The 20,531-nt window shown below is 31.7% G+C and carries 21 protein-coding genes; 17 read left to right on the top strand and 4 right to left on the bottom strand.

Annotated elements, in window-relative coordinates:
• Nucleotides 1-25: 25 nt before the first annotated feature.
• The 4 genes from recF (at nucleotide 26) to WA340_RS08425 (ending at nucleotide 2,129) form a co-directional block, all read left to right on the top strand.
• Nucleotides 26-1,105: a DNA replication/repair protein RecF gene (gene recF / locus WA340_RS08440; protein ID WP_027880675.1), complete on the top strand. Its 1,080-nt coding sequence runs from the start codon at nucleotides 26-28 to the stop codon at nucleotides 1,103-1,105.
• A 10-nt stretch (nucleotides 1,106-1,115) separates the two neighbouring features.
• Nucleotides 1,116-1,529: a lipocalin family protein gene (locus WA340_RS08435; protein WP_336128469.1), complete on the top strand. Its 414-nt coding sequence runs from the start codon at nucleotides 1,116-1,118 to the stop codon at nucleotides 1,527-1,529.
• A complete protein-coding gene (locus tag WA340_RS08430) occupies nucleotides 1,529-1,825 on the top strand; it encodes a DUF721 domain-containing protein (protein WP_027880677.1) in 297 nt (98 codons plus the stop codon). Before WA340_RS08435 ends, WA340_RS08430 begins: the two co-directional genes overlap by 1 nt.
• Before the next feature lie 112 nt (nucleotides 1,826-1,937).
• Nucleotides 1,938-2,129 (top strand): cold-shock protein, encoded by a 192-nt coding sequence (locus WA340_RS08425; protein WP_027880678.1) that lies wholly within the window; start codon nucleotides 1,938-1,940, stop codon nucleotides 2,127-2,129.
• An 80-nt stretch (nucleotides 2,130-2,209) separates the two neighbouring features.
• Here the strand turns inward: WA340_RS08425 and WA340_RS08420 are convergent, their stop codons facing one another.
• A complete protein-coding gene (locus tag WA340_RS08420; protein ID WP_027880679.1) occupies nucleotides 2,210-2,629 on the bottom strand; it encodes a nucleoside-diphosphate kinase in 420 nt (139 codons plus the stop codon).
• Between the two features lie 132 nt (nucleotides 2,630-2,761).
• Between WA340_RS08420 and WA340_RS08415 the strand changes: the two genes are divergently transcribed.
• The 5 genes from WA340_RS08415 to WA340_RS08395 all read left to right on the top strand — a co-directional run bounded on the left by WA340_RS08415 (nucleotide 2,762) and on the right by WA340_RS08395 (nucleotide 7,869).
• A complete protein-coding gene (locus WA340_RS08415) occupies nucleotides 2,762-3,781 on the top strand; it encodes a DHH family phosphoesterase (RefSeq protein ID WP_336128467.1) in 1,020 nt (339 codons plus the stop codon).
• Nucleotides 3,771-4,319, top strand: a complete 549-nt coding sequence (gene gldI, locus WA340_RS08410) for a gliding motility-associated peptidyl-prolyl isomerase GldI (protein WP_336128466.1) — start codon at nucleotides 3,771-3,773, stop codon at nucleotides 4,317-4,319. Before WA340_RS08415 ends, gldI begins: the two co-directional genes overlap by 11 nt.
• Before the next feature lie 32 nt (nucleotides 4,320-4,351).
• Nucleotides 4,352-5,536: a peptidylprolyl isomerase gene (locus tag WA340_RS08405; protein WP_336128464.1), complete on the top strand. Its 1,185-nt coding sequence runs from the start codon at nucleotides 4,352-4,354 to the stop codon at nucleotides 5,534-5,536.
• Between the two features lie 233 nt (nucleotides 5,537-5,769).
• Nucleotides 5,770-7,143, top strand: a complete 1,374-nt coding sequence (locus WA340_RS08400; RefSeq protein WP_336128462.1) for a hypothetical protein — start codon at nucleotides 5,770-5,772, stop codon at nucleotides 7,141-7,143.
• Nucleotides 7,144-7,152: 9 nt separating this feature from the next.
• Entirely contained in the window at nucleotides 7,153-7,869 is a 717-nt protein-coding gene (locus tag WA340_RS08395; RefSeq protein ID WP_336128461.1) for a hypothetical protein, read from the top strand.
• 192 nt (nucleotides 7,870-8,061) lie between these two features.
• Here the strand turns inward: WA340_RS08395 and WA340_RS08390 are convergent, their stop codons facing one another.
• Entirely contained in the window at nucleotides 8,062-9,522 is a 1,461-nt protein-coding gene (locus WA340_RS08390; protein ID WP_336128459.1) for an aminoacyl-histidine dipeptidase, read from the bottom strand.
• Between the two features lie 415 nt (nucleotides 9,523-9,937).
• On the opposite strand from WA340_RS08390, the gene WA340_RS08385 reads away from it, so the two are divergent.
• The 3 genes from WA340_RS08385 (at nucleotide 9,938) to WA340_RS08375 (ending at nucleotide 15,405) form a co-directional block, all read left to right on the top strand.
• A complete protein-coding gene (locus tag WA340_RS08385) occupies nucleotides 9,938-11,005 on the top strand; it encodes a DUF3810 domain-containing protein (protein ID WP_336128457.1) in 1,068 nt (355 codons plus the stop codon).
• An 84-nt stretch (nucleotides 11,006-11,089) separates the two neighbouring features.
• On the top strand, nucleotides 11,090-14,074 hold the full coding sequence (locus tag WA340_RS08380; RefSeq protein ID WP_336128455.1) for an amidohydrolase family protein: 2,985 nt from the start codon (nucleotides 11,090-11,092) through the stop codon (nucleotides 14,072-14,074).
• Nucleotides 14,075-14,109: 35 nt separating this feature from the next.
• Nucleotides 14,110-15,405 (top strand): amidohydrolase family protein, encoded by a 1,296-nt coding sequence (locus tag WA340_RS08375; protein ID WP_336128454.1) that lies wholly within the window; start codon nucleotides 14,110-14,112, stop codon nucleotides 15,403-15,405.
• Between the two features lie 30 nt (nucleotides 15,406-15,435).
• Here the strand turns inward: WA340_RS08375 and WA340_RS08370 are convergent, their stop codons facing one another.
• Nucleotides 15,436-16,242 (bottom strand): DUF6503 family protein, encoded by an 807-nt coding sequence (locus WA340_RS08370; RefSeq protein ID WP_336128452.1) that lies wholly within the window; start codon nucleotides 16,240-16,242, stop codon nucleotides 15,436-15,438.
• 78 nt (nucleotides 16,243-16,320) lie between these two features.
• On the opposite strand from WA340_RS08370, the gene WA340_RS08365 reads away from it, so the two are divergent.
• The 3 genes from WA340_RS08365 to WA340_RS08355 are packed head-to-tail and all read left to right on the top strand — an operon-like array spanning nucleotide 16,321 to nucleotide 18,787.
• Nucleotides 16,321-17,118: a TrmH family RNA methyltransferase gene (locus WA340_RS08365; RefSeq protein ID WP_336128450.1), complete on the top strand. Its 798-nt coding sequence runs from the start codon at nucleotides 16,321-16,323 to the stop codon at nucleotides 17,116-17,118.
• Between the two features lie 9 nt (nucleotides 17,119-17,127).
• Nucleotides 17,128-18,360, top strand: a complete 1,233-nt coding sequence (locus WA340_RS08360) for a M48 family metallopeptidase (RefSeq protein WP_336128448.1) — start codon at nucleotides 17,128-17,130, stop codon at nucleotides 18,358-18,360.
• A gap of 55 nt (nucleotides 18,361-18,415) precedes the next feature.
• A complete protein-coding gene (locus WA340_RS08355; protein ID WP_336128446.1) occupies nucleotides 18,416-18,787 on the top strand; it encodes a VOC family protein in 372 nt (123 codons plus the stop codon).
• Nucleotides 18,788-18,790: 3 nt separating this feature from the next.
• On the opposite strand, the gene WA340_RS08350 is transcribed toward WA340_RS08355, so the two are convergent.
• The gene (locus WA340_RS08350) at nucleotides 18,791-19,456 is read right to left on the bottom strand and encodes a M15 family metallopeptidase (protein ID WP_336128444.1); all 666 of its coding nucleotides are present in this window, start codon (nucleotides 19,454-19,456) and stop codon (nucleotides 18,791-18,793) included.
• A gap of 43 nt (nucleotides 19,457-19,499) precedes the next feature.
• Here WA340_RS08350 and WA340_RS08345 point away from each other — a divergent pair, with 43 nt between their 5' ends.
• Together WA340_RS08345 and WA340_RS08340 are read left to right on the top strand one after the other, a co-directional pair.
• On the top strand, nucleotides 19,500-19,859 hold the full coding sequence (locus WA340_RS08345; RefSeq protein WP_106676017.1) for a DoxX family protein: 360 nt from the start codon (nucleotides 19,500-19,502) through the stop codon (nucleotides 19,857-19,859).
• 1 nt (nucleotide 19,860) lies between these two features.
• Complete coding sequence (locus WA340_RS08340; RefSeq protein ID WP_106676015.1) at nucleotides 19,861-20,454, top strand: alpha-ketoglutarate-dependent dioxygenase AlkB family protein; 594 nt, start codon at nucleotides 19,861-19,863, stop codon at nucleotides 20,452-20,454.
• Nucleotides 20,455-20,531: the final 77 nt, after the last annotated feature.

Raw genomic sequence — 20,531 nt, 5'->3', positions numbered from 1 at the left:
GCACACTTTTTTTTATATTATATCCATGATTTTAAAATCACTTTCGCTTTTAAATTATAAGAATTTTGACACCAAAACTTTTGAGTTTGACACTACTATTAATTGTCTTGTTGGTAATAATGGTGTAGGAAAAACTAATGTTTTAGATGCTATCTATCATCTTTCTTTTGGCAAAAGCTATTTTAATCCGGTCTCTTCACAGAATATTAGACATGATGAAGATTTTTTTGTTATAAATGGCGAATATGATAAAGATAATAAAACCGAAAACATTGTTGTTAGCTTAAAAAAAGGACAAAAAAAAGTTATAAAACGCAACACAAAAGCTTATGATAAATTTAGTGATCATATTGGCTTTTTACCTCTTGTAATTATTTCGCCAGCAGATAGAGATTTAATAATTGAGGGCAGCGATACCAGAAGAAAATTTATTGACAGTGTAATTAGTCAAAATGATAAAAACTACTTAAGTCATTTAATAAACTACAATAAAGTATTGGCGCAACGTAATTCGTTATTAAAATATTTTGCTGCTAACCATACGTATAACCAAGACACTATTGATGTGTATAACGAACAGTTAAACACTTATGGAACAGAAATTTTTGAAAAACGTAAAGCATTTTTAAAATCCTTTGTCCCTATTTTTAAAGAACGCTATAAAGCCATTAGCGATAATAACGAAGCTATAGATTTAGATTACAAAAGCCATCTTTTTGATGATGATTTAAATACACTTTTACGCCAAAACATAAATAAAGATAAAGCTTTACAATACACAAGTGTTGGTGTACACAAAGACGATTTAATATTTAATATTGATGATCATCCTATAAAAAAGTTTGGTAGTCAAGGACAGCAAAAATCTTTTTTAATTGCATTAAAACTAGCACAATTTGATAGTATAAAAGCCGAAAGTGGTAGTAATCCAATATTACTTTTAGATGATATTTTTGATAAGTTAGACGAAACTAGAGTTGCTCAAATTATTAAGCTAGTTGATGACGAAAATTTTGGTCAGATTTTTATAAGTGATACACACGCAGATCGTACAGAAAATGTAGTAAAACAAGTACATCAAAGCTATAAAATATTTAAACTATAATTTTTTAAAAATGAAAAAATTAATCTTTATATTCATTTTAGCAATCTTTAGTTGCTCTAAAGACAAAACACAATTCACTAATAATTTAGAAGGTTATTGGGAAATAAAAGAAGTAAAACTAAATAATGGAGTAGAAAAACAATATACTGTTAACGAAACTATTGATTATATAGAAATCACATCAGACTCTTCTGGATTTAGAAAAAAAATGAAACCTGAGTTTGATGGTACTTTTAAAACTTCAAAAAACTCAGAAACTTTCACTTTCAAAATAGAAAACGACAGTTTTAACTTACATTACAAAACACCATACCATAACTGGAAAGAAACTATTTTAGATATTTCTAAAGATGAAATGAAAGTAATAAACCAAAGCAAAGACGTATATTTATATAAACGTTACACACCAATAAAAATTCAATAATGGCCAAACGAAATAACGATATATTAAACCTACAAGATGTCTTAAAAGAATTTGTTACAGAAAATAAACTAGAAACTGGTTTAGACAAAGTACAAGTTAGAGAAGCCTGGATAAAACTTATGGGTAATGGTATTAACAACTACACTACAAATATTCAATTAAAAAGAGACACACTATATATACAATTAAGCTCTAGTGCCTTAAGAGAAGAACTAAGCTACGGAAAAGAAAAAATCATAAATCTAATTAATGAAGAGCTAGGTAAAAATATAGTTAATAAAATAGTACTCAGATAATTGAAAAATTTTTATCGTTTTTTTTATTTTTTTGAAAAATTTTAAAAATAACGTTGAGTTAATATTATAAACTCTATCTTTGACACATTATTAACAAATTTTTTTTATTACAATGGCTCAAGGCACAGTAAAATTTTTCAATGATTCTAAAGGTTATGGTTTTATAACTGAAGAAGGATCTAACAAAGACCATTTCGTTCACATCTCAGGTCTAATTGACGAAGTTAGAGAAGGAGATGAAGTAGAATTTGATCTACAAGAAGGACGTAAAGGTATGAACGCAGTAAATGTAAAAGTAGTATAATATATATTTTCTATTTAAACGATTACAAAAAAAGCCTTTCTAATTTAGAAAGGCTTTTTTAGTTATATATGTTTTATTATTTAAAACATTTCTCTTCCAGAAAAATGAAAAGCACCTTCAATAGCTGCGTTCTCATCACTATCACTACCGTGTACTGCATTTTCTCCTATAGACTCTGCGTACATTTTTCTAATAGTTCCTTCTGCAGCTTCTGCTGGATTAGTAGCACCTATTAAAGTTCTAAAGTCTTCTACTGCGTTATCTTTTTCTAAAATAGCAGCTACAATAGGACCACGTGTCATATACTCTACTAACTCACCAAAGAAAGGTCTTTCTTTGTGTATAGCATAAAATGCTTCTGCATCTTGCTTAGTCATGTGTGTTAATTTCATTGCTACGATTCTAAATCCTGAAGCATTAATTTTTTCTAAAATTGCGCCAATGTGTCCTTTTTCTACAGCATCTGGCTTAAGCATTGTAAATGTTCTATTAGTTGCCATTTTATTGTTTTAGTTTTAATTTCAACTTTTAATAACAAACCTATTTTCAGCTTGTTAATTTTGTGCAAAAGTAAGGCATTTATTAAGAAAAACAACAAATTCAATTATTAAAAAATTGTATATTCGTGCGCTATGACAAAACAAGATATTTCTGAAATTAAATCGCTTTTAGCTTCGCCTAAAAAAATAGTTATTGTAACTCACAAAAATCCTGATGGAGACGCTATTGGCTCTAGCTTGGCGTTATTTCATTACTTAACAAAAATCAATCATTTTGTAACTGTTATTACACCTAATGATTACCCAGATTTTTTAAAATGGGTTCCTGGTCAAGACTTAATTTTAAAGTTTGATTCGCAAAACAGTCAATCTGTAGAAGCTTTAAATAACGCAGATATTATCTTCACTTTAGATTTTAATGCCTTTCATAGAGCTGGAGATATGGAAAATACGCTTGCAGAAAATGAGTCGTTAAAAATTATGATAGATCATCATCAACAACCAGATCCGTACGCAAAGTATACATATAGTGATGTAAGTATGAGTTCTACCTGCGAGATGATTTATAATTTTATTGAAATGTTAGGAGATTTAGACCATTTAGATAGCAATATGGCAACAGCTATTTATTTAGGTATAATGACAGATACTGGTTCTTTCAGATTCAATTCAACAACTAGCAGAACACACCGCGTTATCGCAGATTTAATCGATAAAGGTGCTGAAAATACTTTTATTCATAATCAAGTTTATGACACCAATAGTTATAACCGTTTGCAGCTATTAGGTTGTGCGTTAAGTAACTTAAAAGTATTGCCAGAATATAGAGCTGCTTATATAACGTTGACACTAAGCGAACTTCAAAAATTTGATTACAAAAAAGGCGATACAGAAGGATTTGTAAATTACGCTTTATCATTAAATAATATTGTTTTAGCTGCTATTTTTATAGAAGACGCACAACAAAATATTGTAAAGATTTCTTTACGCTCTAAAGGAGATTTCTCTGTAAATTTAATGTCTAGATCTCATTTTGAAGGTGGCGGACATACTAATGCTGCTGGCGGAAAAAGTGATTTACCAATTAAGGAAACTGTTGAAAAATTTATTAGTATATTACCACAATACAAATCGGCATTAAATGAAGCTTAATCTTTATATATTTATCTTTTTTGGACTGCTTATTACAGCTTGCAAAAGTCCTGAAGCGCGCAAACCAATTACTGTGTCTTCTGGAAGTTTTATAGACCAATCTGTTGCACGTAATAAAGCTTTAAACCAAAAAGAAATTGAAAAAATAGAAACCATAATAGCCAATCAACCTGATAAAGAATTTAAAAATTCAGGAAACGGTTTTTGGTACTATTACAATACAAAAGTTGAAAACGATAGTTTGCAAACACCAGGTTTTGGCGATATAATTAACTTCAATTACAATGTAAAAACCTTAGATAGCAATCTTATTTACACTAAAGAAGAAATAAAAACGCAAAACTACGCTATGGATCAAGAAGAAATTTTTACTGGTCTTCGCGAAGGTTTAAAACTTCTAAAAGAAGGAGAAACTGCTACATTTTTATTCCCTTCGCAAAAAGCATATGGTTATTATGGAGACGAACACAAAATAGGTATTAACACACCTATTATGTGTCAAGTAACCGTAAATAAAATCACTAAAAATCAAGACTAAACCAAATAACAATGAACCTAATAAAAAAACAAATGAAATTTTTACTTATCGCTTTTATTGCCAGCTTTTCGGCAATGTCGTGTCAAGACAAATATCCTGATTTACCAGACGGACTTTACGCCGAGTTTAAGACCAACAAAGGTACTATGGTTGCAAAATTATTTTATGACAAAGTACCTGTTACAGTTGCTAACTTTGTAGGTCTTGCAGAAGGAACTCATCCAAAATTAGCAGATTCTTTAAAAGGAAAACCATTTTATAACGGTATTACTTTTCATAGAGTTATGGATAAATTTATGATACAAGGTGGCGACCCAACGGGAACTGGTATGGGAAGCGCAGGTTTTAAATTTTATAGCGAATTTGATACAAGTCTAAGTCACGATAAAGCAGGTATTTTATCTATGGCTAACTCTGGTGGGTTAAACACAAATGGTAGCCAATTTTTTATTACCGAAGTACCAAAAACTAATCTTGATGCTTTTTATGCAGACGGAAGTTTTAAAAACTGTAACATGCCAAGAACAAGCTGTCATGCAGTGTTTGGAGAATTAGTAAAAGGAATAGAAGTACAAGATACCATATCTAATGTAAAAACAGTACAAACAAAACCTGTAGATCCTGTTATTATTGAAGAGTTAAATATTATAAGAAAAGGTGCCGATGCAAAAGCATTTGACGCAGCAAAAGTATTTACCGAAAAAGAACCTTTATTACCTCAACGCTTAGAAGAGCAACAAGCTGCTATGCAAGAAAAAATTAAAGAGCAAGCAAAAATAGCTGGTAAAGCCTTTATCGAGAAAAATAAAGATATGGAAGGTGAAGTTATAGAGTCGCCTACTGGATTAGTGATGATTTTAAACAAAGCCAAAGGTGGTGTAACACCAAAAAGCACCGATAATGTCTTAATCCAAAGTACAGGTTACTTTGAAAACGGAAACTTATTTTACACCACAGATGCAGAAGTAGCAAAAGCTACAAACACCTATAACGAACAAGCAGATAAAGCTGGTGCTTACCAACCTTTCCCTATGATTTATAACGAGTCTGCTACATTGGTACCAGGTTTTAGAGAAGCTATGCTAAAAATGAACATTGGCGATAAAGCCCGTATTTTTGTACCAAGTTATTTAGGGTACGGACCAAACGGACGTGCGCCACGTATACCGCCAAATGCTAATTTAGTATTTGATTTAGAAATTGTTGGTATTAAATAAATACCACTAAAACATAAAATAAAAACCACCTTTTTGGGTGGTTTTTTTATAAATATACGTAGACCTACGTATTGATTTTCTTAAATAAAAATGCTAACTTCGTTTAACAATCGATAACGCGAATTGGAAACTCGCTTTATCTTTACATTGTGGTTAATATGGCTAAAACGAAAGTCAAATAATTACAACTGATAAACATTTTTTAATTATTAACTTTAAATTAATTATAACCTATGGAAAAAATCAAAAACTATTTAAAATTAGGCATTTTTCTTATTTGCCTATCTCTCTTCTTATGGAATTGTACTCTAGATGAGAAAAACAATGACTTCTCAAAAAAAGAAAATCAAATCACTTCTATTAACACTGTTTCCTTTGAAGATGCTATTTTTTCTTTTAACTCTAAAAAGGGAAAAACACAAAATACAAACGCTAGATTAAACGAAGACGTGTTTACCGTAACTCCAGATTGGAATTCTTTACAATATACAGATGCAGCTTATACAGATGCAGACTTAACTACTGCCAACTCTTCTATTAATAGAGATGGTAATTATCAAAGTCAACTTCATTTTATTAATGTCAATAATGTAATAAAAAGTGTTGTGTTTACCATATATAAAGATAATATTGATAATAATGGCAATGTTATTGATGGTAGAATATTCTTTAATGACTTAAACGGTAGGTTTTTAGATGGATATGTTATCGAAAACGGTTTATTTACAGAAAGATACGTTGTACAATCTCAAACCCAACAAGCAAGTTTATTTCCTTTTATGCTTTTACAGGAATCAAATCAAGACGATTGTTGGAATACAGATAACTTAGATATGTTTGGTAGTGGCGTTTTAGACACTGTAGATTTAGGAAGTGTATCCTTAACAACTACTGGTAATGAAGATGGTGGCGGTACAGAAGTAACTGGCGGTTATAGTGATAGCTATAATTGGTATTATTCTTCTGGTACTAGTGGCGGTGATACAACTCTTGGTAACTATCTTAACAATGCTTCTGGCGGTAATACTTTACCTTCTGGTCAAGGAGGTACTGGGCTTTCTTCTGGACAGATTAATACTGCTGCTAGCGCTGTTTTAATTGCTATGCCAATTCAACCTGATGAAGATGGTAGTTGTCCACAAGGTTACACATTAAATCCCATTACTGGTGTATGTGAATTTAAAAATATTTGGACTGATGATGAGAGTGCTCACAGAAATTTATTATGTGGTAATTACACATTTACCTCAGTAGGCAATGCATCAGTAGCTAATATATCAGGATTAGGTGTAACTTTAACCCAAGGATATGTAAGTCTTTTAAGTACTGAATTCACACAAAGTCTTTGTGTTACAATACCTAATACTATTCCTGCTCATGCTTCTGGGATTTTCAACAATGCATGGAATTTAACTATGGCGGAATTATTATCATATTTAAATTTAACACATCCCTATTCAAATCCGACTGAAATAGAGATTAAAAATATTATAATGGAGTTCTTGAATCAAAATATCAAAATTTCATCAAGTAATGTTTTAGCTTCTGTTTCACAAAATCCGTGTTTAGGTTCTATACCAACAACTGTAGCTACTTATTGCCCATAATTAAACTTTATGAAATACACTTATCAGAATTATAAAAAAATTAATAAAAACGAATTATTTTTAACTTATCCAAGATTATTCACTTTATTAAACTCATATTATCCTTTAGGTATAAGAGCAATGAATCCTGATTACAATGAGTATATTGGATTTAAAAAGCTTCAAAAATTAATTTTAACTAGTCTTAAAAATTCAAATAGTAATAAACCTAAATGGGCAAATGAATTTTTAGAAAAAGTTAAAAAAATAACTAATTGTGAAGTTATAGATACAACTTATGGTAATTCTCCTAATTATAGTGGGGAAATAATTATAGAAACATCAGAAAATTGTAGATATACAACGAAAATGATTTTTTTTGTTAGCTTTATAAATAATTATTATTCTATCCAAATAATAAAAACTGATAAACTTGTTAATTTTGAGAGTGAATTTTCACCAAATAAAACAGGGATTGGCATTCTTGAAATAGTTGTTTCTCCAACAGAAAAAAGAAACAAAAAATTATTTATAAACCTTGATAATTTGATTCGTTCAGAATTTAAAGACGCTATTTTTCTTCCTTTTAAATTTGATTTGATTAAACTTGAAGAATTTGAAACTCCTTTAAATATTACAATTGATTTTAGTAGCCCTATTAGTTCTGGCTTTTTTAATAAAGGTAATATTTTAAACGAAAAAACAAATATAATTGGTGATGTAAACTATAAACTTGAAATAATTTAATACTAACCACAACAATGTATAACCGCAATTACGGCGGATTCGACTACGTCCGAATCCACTCGGAATTGCTAACGTCAGTGCTTAACCGAAAAGTTTGCGTATATTAACCCGTAACTGACGGTTATACGAGACCGTTAAACGAAACAAAAAAAGCCCAGCAAAAACTGGGCTTTTTAATTACTATATACTTTCCTATTTCTTTGGGATGTCTTTTAAAATTTCTAACACAAATTTCCAATATTTTTGTGCAGAGCTAATTTGCGCTCGTTCATCTGGACTATGTGCGCCTTTAATGTTTGGTCCAAAACTAATCATTTCCATATCTGGGTAATTTTGTCCTAAAATACCACACTCTAATCCTGCATGGCATGCTGCAACGTGTGGTTTTTCGTTGTTTAAACGCTCGTAAACATTGGTAACCACTTTTAAGATAGATGCGTCCATATTTGGTGTCCAACCTGGATAATCTCCAGAAAACTCTACTTCGCAACCTGTTAATTCAAACGTTGCGCGTAAAGTATTAGCTAAATCTAATTTAGAACTCTCTACAGAGCTACGTGTTAAACACGCAATTTCTATCTCGCCATCTTTTATAGTTACTCGTGCAATATTATTAGACGTTTCTACTAATTCTGGTATATCTGCACTCATGCGGTATACGCCATTTAAAGCCGCATAAATTGCTCTTGTTACACCTTCTTGCACACCTAAATCCATAATTTTTTCTGGCGTCTCAGTTTTAGTGACTAAAATCTCTAAATCTGGCTCCATGGTTTTAAGTTCCTTTTTTATGGTATTGGCTTGCTCTTTCATTTCAGCTAAAAAAGCGTCTTCATGTATAGCATCTATTGCAATAATAGCCTTACTCTCTCGTGGTATAGCGTTGCGTAAACTTCCGCCTTCAATTTGAGAGATACGTAAACCAAAGTTTTCAAAACCGTCAAATAACACACGGTTCATAATTTTATTGGCGTTACCTAAACCTTCATGTATTTGCATTCCTGAATGTCCGCCTTGCAATCCTTTTACCTCAACTTGATAACCGGTTTTAAATTCTGGTGTTTCTTCTTCATCATAAGTGCGTCTTGCAGTAACATCTACGCCACCAGCACAACCAACACCAATTTCGTCATCTTCTTCGGTGTCTAAATTCAATAAAATATCACCAGTTAATAATCCGCCTTTTAATCCCATTGCGCCAGTCATACCAGTTTCTTCATCAATGGTAAATAAAGCTTCTATTGCTGGATGTGGTATATCTGTACTTTCTAAAATAGCCATAATGGTGGCAACACCTAAACCGTTATCTGCACCAAGTGTTGTTCCTTTTGCTTTTACCCAATCTCCATCTACATACATATCGATACCTTGCGTATCAAAATCAAAAACGGTATCGTTATTTTTTTGATGTACCATATCTAAATGCGATTGCATTACAATGGTTACACGATCTTCCATTCCTGCTGTTGCTGGCTTTTTGATAATTACGTTTCCTACTTCGTCTTCTATAGTTTCTAAACCTAGCTTAGCTCCAAAATCTTTCATAAATTGTATAACGCGTTCTTCTTTTTTAGAAGGTCTTGGTACAGCGTTTAAATCGGCAAATTTATTCCATAATACTTTAGGCTCTAAGGCTCTTACGTCTTGACTCATATTTTTATTTTTATTGAAACACAAAAATACAAAATGCACTATGGATTAATTACTTTTTTAAGTTGAAATTATGAGATTCTTCGCTGCGCTCTGAATGACAAGAAAAAAACATCCACATTGCTTTTGTCATTCTGAAGGAGGAACGACTGATGAATCTCTTATGATTAATATTAATTAAAAAGATTCTTCGCCTTCATTTCGACTGCGCTCAATGTGACAACTCTGAATGACAAAAAGAAACCTTTTAAATAATCACTAACCTTAGTCGCTACTCCTGATGGAAGTGGCATCCTTTTTTATTTGGTCAGTGAGCGTAGTCGAAGTGATCAAATAAAAAAGATATAACGGACAGCAGGAACTAACCTTTTAAAAAAACCTGAACGATTGGTCCTAATTTTATTTATTTTTGATGTCTATGCGAAAACACACCAAATTAATTTTAACAGGATTAATTGTACCTACCTACATTTTGGTGCAACTTGCCAAACGTTTTCCTGAATTTGTAGACCTTTATTACAGCGATGGTTTATATCCGTTTTTATCTAAATGTTTTAGATATGTTTTGGGTTGGCTACCGTTTAGTTTTGGTGATTTTGTTTATGGCGTTGGCTTAATCTTAATACTTAGATGGTTAGTTTTAAATAGAAAACGCATTTATAAAGACACCGTAAAATGGTTGTTAGATGTTGGTGCTGTTTTGGGTGTTGTGTATTTTGCGTTTCATTTACTTTGGGGATTTAATTATTATCGTAATCCTTTACACAAAAACTTAGGTTTGGAAGACGATTACACTACAGAACAACTACTTTCTGTCGCCAAAAAACTTATTGAAAAATCCAACAGTTTACAGTTGCAACTTGCTAAAAACGACACTGTAAAAGTCATTTTACCTTACACTAAAACAGAAATTTTAAAACAAACTCCAAATGGTTATAAAGTGTTGGAGAAAGAATTTCCGCATTTAGAATACCATCCAAAAAGTTTAAAAACATCGATATTTAGTTTACCGCTAACTTATATGGGCTTTAGCGGATATTTGAATCCGCTAACTAACGAAGCACAAGTAGATTATTTAATTCCGGAGTATAAATTCCCAACTACTTCTGCACACGAGATTGCACACCAATTAGGTTATGCTTTAGAAAACGAAGCTAATTTTATGGGATTTTTAGCATCTGTAAACAATCCAGATATTTATTTTAAATATTGCGGTTACACCTTTGGATTAAGACACTGCTTAAGAGAAGTCTACAAACGTAATCCTGATACTTATTTTGAATTGGTTGAAACCATAAACCCAGGTATTATCAAAAACTACCAAGAAGTACAAGACTTTTGGAATGGCTATAAAAACCCATCAGAAATTTTCTTTAAAAGCACATACACCACTTATCTAAAAGCCAATAACCAAGCAAAAGGTATGGAAAGCTACAGCTACGTAGTGGCGCTATTGGTTAACTACTTAGAGAATAAAACGCTTTAAAAAGTTAAAATTTACACTTCATTTTGAATGGGCTGCTTTAAGACTTATCTTTAGTCTCTTTAAGACTTTAAACTAACTAATCTTATGAGAAAAATCCTAAGCTTTTTAGGACTATTGTTGTGTAGTTATTCCTTTGCACAAGAGTATATTCCTAAAAATGATGGTGTAAAAACTAACACCTCTAATTACACAGCATTTACAAATGCTAAAATCTATATTACTCCAACACAAATTGTAGATAATGGTACACTTTTAATTAAAGACGGAAAAGTAGTTGCTAGTGGTAATAATGTATCTGTCCCAAAAAATGCAATAACTGTAGATGTAAGCGGTAAAACTATTTATCCTTCTTTTATTGAAACGTACAGCGATTTTGGGATGAAACCTGTTGAAAACGCTTCAAGCAATAGACAATCACCTCAATACGATGCAAGTCGTGATGGTTTTTATTGGAACGATCACATAAGACCTGACCAAAACGCTTTAGACTTTTTTGACTTTGATAGTAAAAAGGCAGAAAAATTTAGAAAAGCTGGTTTTGGTGTTGTCAACTCTCACATTGACGACGGAATTATCCAAGGTACTGGCGTATTAGTTACATTAGCGCCAGAAGGTAGTGATGCCACAAGATTATTAGACGAAAAACTAGGTCAGTTTTACGGTACTTCAAAAAGTAAAACATCACGTCAAATGTACCCAACATCTTTAATGGGTACTATGGCATTATTAAGACAAGTAAATCTTGACGCAGATTGGTACGCAAAAGGAAATATAAAAGAGAAAGATCGTGCTTTAGAAGCCTTTAATGCTAATAAAAATGAAATTCAAATTCTAAATGCTTCTAGCAAAGAAAATGTACTTCGTTTTGATAAAATCGGTGATCAATTTAATACTCAATATATTTTTATTGCTGGCGGTGATGAATACGAATGGATTAAAGACATCAAAGCAACAAACGCACAATTTATCGTACCTGTAAGTTTTCCAGATGCATATGACATGGAAGATCCACTAATGGCTAGTTCGGTTAGTTTAGCTGATTTGAAAGCATGGAATCAAGCTCCTTCAAATCCTAAAGTATTAGCAGATAACAATATTACTTTTGCTTTTACAACTCATGATTTAAAAGAAGAAAAAGACTTATTGGCTAATCTTCAAAAAGCTATAGAATATGGTTTAGATAAAACTAAAGCATTAGAAGCTTTAACAACTATTCCTGCGCAAATCATAGGCAAATCTACTCAATTAGGTCATTTAAAAACTGGCGCTTATGCTAACTTTTTAATCACTTCCGGAGATATTTTTGATAAAGAAACAACCATTTATCAAAACTGGGTAACTGGTGTTAAAGACGAAATAACACCAATGGACACCAAAGACTTACGTGGAGATTACACGTTTAAATTAAATAACACAGATTACGAGTTATCAATCTCTGGTGATATAGAAAAACTGAAGTCTAAAGTAAAAACTGAAGATAAAGAGTTAGGTTCTAAAATTAACTTTTCTAACGAATGGTTAACACTAACTTTTTCTACAATTGATACAACTAAACAAGAGTTTGTAAGAGTTGTTTCAAAAATTTCAGGTTCAGAAAACATAAAAGGAAAAGCTATTTTCCCTAACGGAAAAGAATTTGCTTTTAACGCTACTAAAAAAGCTTCAGAAAAAGCTGAAGAGAAAAAAAGCGATAAAGACGAAGATAAAGAGAGTGAAACGCCAAAACTATTCCCTGTTACATATCCTAACATGGCTTACGGTTTTACTAGCCTACCTCAACAAGAAACTATTTTATTTAAAAACGCAACGGTTTGGACTAATGAAGCTGAAGGTATTTTAGAACAAACAGACGTTTTAATTAAAAACGGAAAAATTTCTAAAATCGGTAAAAATCTTAGCGCTGGTAATGCAACAATTGTAGATGCTACAGGAAAGCATTTAACATCTGGAATTATTGACGAACATTCGCATATTGCAACTTCAAGCGTTAATGAAGCTGGTCATAATAGCACTGCAGAAGTAAGTATAGAAGACGTTTTAGATGCAGAAGACATTAATATTTACCGCAACCTTTCTGGAGGCGTTACATCTATCCAAGTACTTCACGGTTCTGCAAATCCAATTGGTGGTCGTTCGGCAATTATTAAATTAAAATGGGGAGAAACTCCAGAAAACTTAATTTACACAAACACTCCAAAATTCATCAAGTTTGCTTTAGGTGAAAATGTAAAGCAAAGTAATTGGGGCGATGATAGTAGAAACAGATTTCCACAAACCAGAATGGGTGTTGAGCAAGTTTATATGGATTATTTCCAAAGAGCAAAAGAATATGATGCGTTAAAGAAAAGTGGTAAACCTTACCGAAAAGATATCGAGTTAGAAACACTTGCTGAAATTTTAAATAAAGAACGTTTCATTTCTTGTCACTCTTACGTTCAAAGTGAAATTAATATGCTAATGAAAGTTGCAGAAAGATTCAACTTCAACATTAATACCTTCACACATATTTTAGAAGGTTACAAAGTAGCCGATAAAATGGTAGAACACGGTGTTGGCGGATCTACGTTTAGCGATTGGTGGGCATATAAATATGAGGTTAACGATGCTATTCCTTTTAACGCACCAATCATGCACAATGCTGGTGTAACGGTTGCTATTAATAGTGATGATGCCGAAATGTCTAGACGTTTAAATCAAGAAGCTGCAAAAAGTGTAAAATACGGAGATATTAGCGAAGAAGACGCTTGGAAGTTCGTGACTTTAAACCCAGCAAAATTATTACACATTGATGATCGTGTAGGAAGTATAAAAGTTGGTAAAGATGCAGATGTGGTTTTATGGTCAGATCATCCGTTATCTATTTATGCTAAAGCAGAAAAAACAATTATTGACGGTACAGTTTATTTTGATATAGAACGTGATGCACAACTTCGTGAAGCAATGGAAAAAGAAAAAAATGAATTAACCACTATGATGCTTCAAGCAAAACACAAAGGGTTAAAGACAAAACCAATAGAGAAAAAAGAAAAAGAATTATTACACTGTGACTCTGTAGAACATCAGTTTTAAAAAAGGACAACGTGTATAATCAAAACGTATAAAAAATGAAAAAACTAAATATATTAATCCTAACACTTTTGGTGAGTCTTTATGGTTTAGCACAGCAAACACCAGCACCAAAACAAACAAATGCTTACACTATAGAAGGTGCTACCTTGCATATGGGTAACGGTAATGTGATTAAAAATTCTTTAATCATGTTTGACAACGGAAAAATTACTTTTGTTGGTAGTGCTATGATGAAAATAGCCAGACAAGGCGAAGTTATAGACGCAAAAGGCAAACATGTATATCCTGGTTTTATTGCTCCTAATTCTACATTAGGTTTAGTAGAAGTAGATGCTGTAAGAGCTAGTGATGATGAAGATGAAATCGGAGCTATGAATCCACATGTACGAAGCATTATTGCTTACAACACCGAATCTAAAGTTGTAGAATCTATGCGTCCAAACGGTATTTTAATGGCGCAAATTACACCACGTGGCGGACGTATTTCTGGAACGTCAAGCATTGTACAATTAGATGCTTGGAATTGGGAAGATGCGATCATCAAAGAAGATGATGGTATTCATCTAAATTGGCCAAGAGCATATTCGCGCGGTCGTTGGTGGTTAGGAGAACCAATGGTTTTAACCGAAAACAAAAATTACAGCAAAGAAGTAGACGAATTAAAAAACTATTTTGCAGAAAACAAAGCCTATCAAGCGGGTAATACATCTCCAAAAGATATTCCTTTTGATGCTTTACAAGGTTTAATTAATGGTAATAAAACGCTTTATGTACATGTAGATAACGAAAAAGGAATTACAGACGCCATCAATTTTGCGAAAGCGCAAAACATTAAAAAGACCGTAATTGTTGGTGGTTACGAAGCTAACAACGTAACAGATTTATTAAAAGAAAATAATGTTCCTGTGCTTTTACAACGTGTACACTCGTTACCAAATAGCGGTGATGACGATTATGATTTACCATACAAATTAGCTACGCAATTGGTTGAAGCTGGTGTTTTAGTTGGATTAGAAAATGCTGGTGATATGGAACGTATGAACACTAGAAACTTACCATTTTTAGCAGGTACTACTGTTGCTTACGGATTAACTAAAGAACAAGCTTTAAGTTTAATCACTTACAACACTGCAAAGATTTTGGGTATTGATGATACTGTTGGATCTTTAGAAGTTGGTAAAGATGCTACACTATTTATTAGTGAAGGTGATGCTTTAGATATGCGTACTAACAAACTAACTAAAGCCTTTATACAAGGTAGAGATATTAGTCTTGAAACACACCAAACAGAATTAGCCAAACGCTACTCTGAAAAATATAAAAACCAATAATAAAAAAAGCGAGCTAAATGCTCGCTTTTTTTATTCTACTATTGTAGCAATTTCTGGTGCTTTAAAAGTCGCTTTTGGAACAGCTTGTTTTGTTAATTTAACGTCTATAAATTGTGTTGTTCCCATTGGTTCTGTTGGCAAATTATTTTTGTATTTGTAACGCACCATTTCAGCAGGTAATAAGATACCATTTACATCTTGCCATTTGCTATATTTTCTAAAATGAAATTCGGTAGTATCAATACCAGGTATAAAGTTTACGGTATATCCTAACCATTCCATTACGTAAGTTTCTGGGTTGTAATACACAATATATTGATCTTCTGGTGTTTCTCCTACTCCATTTTCATAAGTAAATTTAATACCAGGATATGTTTTTCCTTCAAAAGTTAATGGTTCTGCATCGCTAATGTTAATACCATCATCTCCAAACACAAAAGGCATTGCATAAAAGTAAAACATCAAATTATAATAATATTTTGGGTCGTAACCTTTGTACTCGCCTTCTTTATTATTTACATACCAAGTTTTTGTACCATCATGTCCAATCACAAAATCAGGATGTGTTATTAAAGCTTCTCTAGTTTTTAAGTTGGTTAAGGTTACTTCATTTCCGTTAGGTTTTGGCATTGTAAATTCTAAGGATTTCATTTGATTCCAAAGATCAATTCCACCATGCGCATCAAAAATTTTAGTTAATGTTTCAGGGTAAATTGAAGTTGTAACATCTAATTCTTCTTTTTTGTAATCAGTAGTAATCTCAGTTTCTTTTTTTGTTTGTTCTTTACAGTTAAAAAGAAAAACAGCAAGGGTAAGTAATAAGAAGGTTTGTTTCATGTTTATGGTTTTAGTGTTAATTTACAGTAGGTCGGTATATTGTTACAATACTTACATTTTTTAAATTACTTTTGTGTTATGACTTACAAACAAATTTCTAGCACACAAAACCAATTAATAAAACAAATTGTTTTATTAAAAGAAAAATCTAGAGAACGTCGTAAATCTGGACTTTTTGTTGTTGAAGGTTTACGCGAAATACAATTAACACTACATGGACATTACGATATAGAAACCCTTTTGTTTTATCCTGAAATTTGTCCAGAAGACAGTTTACCTAGGCTAAACGATTCTACTCAAATCATTGAAATCTCTAAAGACGTTTATCAAAAAATAGCACATAGAGATACAACTGAAGGTATTGTAGCGATTGCTAAAAGTAAATCGCATCAATTAGACAACTTGAAACTAAACAATAAAAATCCATTAATTTTAATTGCAGAAGCGCCAGAAAAACCTGGTAATATTGGTGCGTTGTTACGTACCGCAGATGCTTCAAACGTAGATGCTTTTATTTTAGCAAATCCAAAAACAGATTTGTACAATCCAAACATTATTAGATCTAGTGTTGGTTGCGTATTTACTAATACCATTGCGACTGGTAATACAAAAGATATTATCGCATTTTTAAAGTCAAATAACATCAATATTTACAGTGCTATTTTGCAGGATGCAGCATATTACCATCAACAAGATTTCACTAAAGCCAGTGCTATTGTTGTTGGTACAGAAGCAGATGGATTAAGTCAAGCTTGGCGCGAAGCTTCAACACAAAACATCATTATCCCAATGAGTGGAAAAATAGACTCTATGAATGTTTCTGTTGCTGCTGGAATTTTAGTTTTTGAAGCTAAAAGACAAAGAGATTTTATTTAAAATATTATCATGAATCACACTACCCTATTCTATATCATCATCGCCATAATAAGCATTAATTTTATTATTGATAAAATTTTAGATGCGCTTAACGCGAAACATTATAAAGATCAATTACCTGAAGAGTTACAAGATGTTTATGATGAAGACGAGTATAAAAAATCGCAACGCTACAAAGCTACAAACTATCGTTTTGGGATATTAACGTCTACATTTTCTTTTGTGCTAACGTTGGCGTTTTTCTTTTTAGACGGTTTTGCTTTTGTTGACCAATTAGCTAGACAAATTACAGACCATAATATTTTGGTAACGCTTATCTTTTTTGGAATCATAATGATAGGTAGTGATATTTTGACCACGCCATTTTCTTATTACAAAACCTTTGTGATTGAAGAACAATTTGGGTTTAATAAAACTACTAAAAAAACCTTTATTTTAGATAAAATTAAAGGTTGGTTAATGACCATAATTGTTGGCGGAATCATACTAGGCATCATCACATGGTTTTATCACACAACTAAAGATTTATTCTGGATTTATGCTTGGATTTTAGTATCTGTTTTCACCATTTTTATCAACCTATTTTATTCGCGATTAATTGTTCCTGTTTTTAATAAACAAACACCTTTAGAAGACGGAAGTTTGCGTAATTCTATTTCTAAATATGCTGAAAGTGTTGGCTTTAATCTAGATAAGATTTTTATCATTGATGGTTCTAAACGAAGCACAAAAGCTAATGCCTATTTTTCTGGTTTTGGTAACGAAAAACGTGTAACACTTTACGATACTTTAGTTAATGATTTAGATGAAGACGAAGTCGTTGCAGTTCTAGCACACGAAGTTGGTCATTACAAGAAAAAACATATTATTTTCAATTTAATTTCTTCTATTTTGCTAACAGGTTTCACACTTTTTATATTGTCTTTATTAATTGATAATCCAATGCTTTCTGAAGCTTTAGGCGTACAAGAAACAAGCTTTCATATCGGGTTAATTGCTTTTGGTATTTTATATAGTCCGCTTTCTGAAATTACAGGATTAATCATGAATTGGTTTTCTAGAAAGTTTGAATACCAAGCAGATGACTACGCAAAAAACACCTACAAAGCAGAGCCTTTAATAACTTCACTTAAAAAGTTATCTAAAAACAGTTTAAGTAATTTAACACCTCATCCTGCGTACGTGTTTATGCATTATTCGCATCCTACATTGTTAGAAAGAATTAAGAATTTAAAACAGTAACCCAATTTTGATAAAAATTACCTATCTTCAAAACTTCATTTTAAAAAATTAGATAATGAAACTTGGCGCATTTTCAGTTAGTCTAGCTGTAAAAGACATACATAAATCAAAAGCATTTTATGAAAAATTAGGCTTTACGCCTTTTGCTGGAGAGATAGAAAAAAATTATTTAATCATGAAAAATGGTAATGCGCTTGTAGGATTGTTTCAAGACATGTTTGATAAAAACATATTAACTTTTAATCCTGGTTGGGACGAAAGTGCTAATAAACTTGAAGACTTTACAGATGTAAGAGATATCCAGAAACACATCAAATCTTATCAAATACCTTTAATTACAGAAGCTGACGAAAGCAGTTCTGGTCCAGCAAGTTTTGTGATCTTAGATCCTGATGGTAATCCTGTTTTGATTGATCAGCACGTCTAAAAACTATTCTACTAAAAAATCAAAATATTGGTTTTTAAACGGTTCATTTCTTAATGTAAAATGCCACCATTCTTTCGGGTAATTTCTAAAACCGTTTTTAAGCATAACATTTTGTAAACGTTGTCTGTTAGCGATTTGTTTTTCGGTTAAATTAGTATTGCTTACCCAAGATTCTGGTCCAAAAAAATCAAAAGGAGATCCCATATCTAGTTCTTCACCAGTTTCTAAATTCACGATAGTTACATCTAAAGTGCTACCACTACTGTGCCTAGATTTTGATGCAATGTAACCTTCTTTAAATAAATTACGCTTATTTACTTTTGGGTAATAATGCATTTTCATCATTGTATCATTAACTTGTTTTGCCCAACGAACAAAATGGTTAACTGCGCGTTGTGGTCTGTAAGCATCAAAAACTTTTAAAGTTAAACCTTCTGTTTTTAAATCGGCTTGTACTTTTTTTAAAGCGTCTACTGTTTGTGCTGTAGTAATCACAACTTCGTTTACATAACCATCTATTTGTTCTCCAACAAAATTATTATCATAACAATAACGTAATTCAACTTTTAAATTAGGTAAACTATCTTGCGCATATACAAAGCCTTTAGGTAGTTGGGCAAAAGTGAGTTGAGTTATAAAATATAATAAAAGAGTTAGGCTAAATTTCATGATAAATAAATTATAGTTTAAATTTATAAAATAAAACGTTACTATGATTTATCCTTGGCATCTTTACGCTATGGCGTGTATGTATATTTTGGCTGGAATAATGCATTTTGTAAAACCTAAAATGTATATGCGCATTATGCCTAAGTATATTCCTAATCACAAATTAATGGTGTTACTTAGTGGTGTTGCCGAAATTATTCTTGGTGCAACGCTATGCTTTCCTTCAACAAAAAACACAGCTATTTATGGTATTATTTTAATGTTAGCTGTTTTTTTTACTGTTCATTTCTATATGCTTTCTAATGAAAAAGCTAGTGCAGGTTTACCAAAATGGGTTTTAATTTTACGCATTCCATTACAATTCTTTTTAATGTATTGGGCATATTTTTATTTACAATTTTAAAATGCTTTTTCCTGAAGACATATTATTAGATTTACCAGATTCTGACATTAAATACTATCCAGACTTTTTTAATAAAGAAGAAGCAGACGCCTATTTTAATTCGCTTTTAAAACACATAAATTGGCAACAAGATGATATAACTGTTTTTGGAAAAACCTACAAACAACCTAGACTAACTGCGCTTTTTGGCAACAATGGTAAGCCTTACAGCTATTCAAATATTACAATGCATCCGCATGTTTTTACAGAAGAACTACAGCAAATAAAAGATAAAGTCGAAACTAAAGTTAACACAAAATTTACCACGTGTCTTGCTAATTTATACCGAAACGGAAACGACAGTAATGGCTGGCATGCAGATAATGAAAAAGAATTAGGAAAAAATCCAATAATTGCTTCTGTTAGTTTTGGAGCAGAACGATACTTTCATTTAAAACATAGACATGATAAATCTTTAAAACAAAAACTATTACTTCAGCATGGTAGTTTACTTTTAATGCAAGGCAAAACCCAACACCATTGGTTACATCAAATTGCAAAAACTAAAAAAGATATTGGTCAGAGAATAAATCTAACCTTTAGAATTATTAAATAGAAATTATTAAAAACAAAAGAGTCAAGGTCCCTCAACCTTGACTCTATGCTATTTGGCATCTTATATATTGGTCAGAT

The sequence above is a fragment of the Mesoflavibacter sp. CH_XMU1422-2 genome, from assembly GCF_037029245.1.
Taxonomy (GTDB): domain Bacteria; phylum Bacteroidota; class Bacteroidia; order Flavobacteriales; family Flavobacteriaceae; genus Mesoflavibacter; species Mesoflavibacter zeaxanthinifaciens.
Note: the sequence above shows the minus strand (reverse complement) of the source record. Positions and strands in the feature narration are given on the sequence as shown.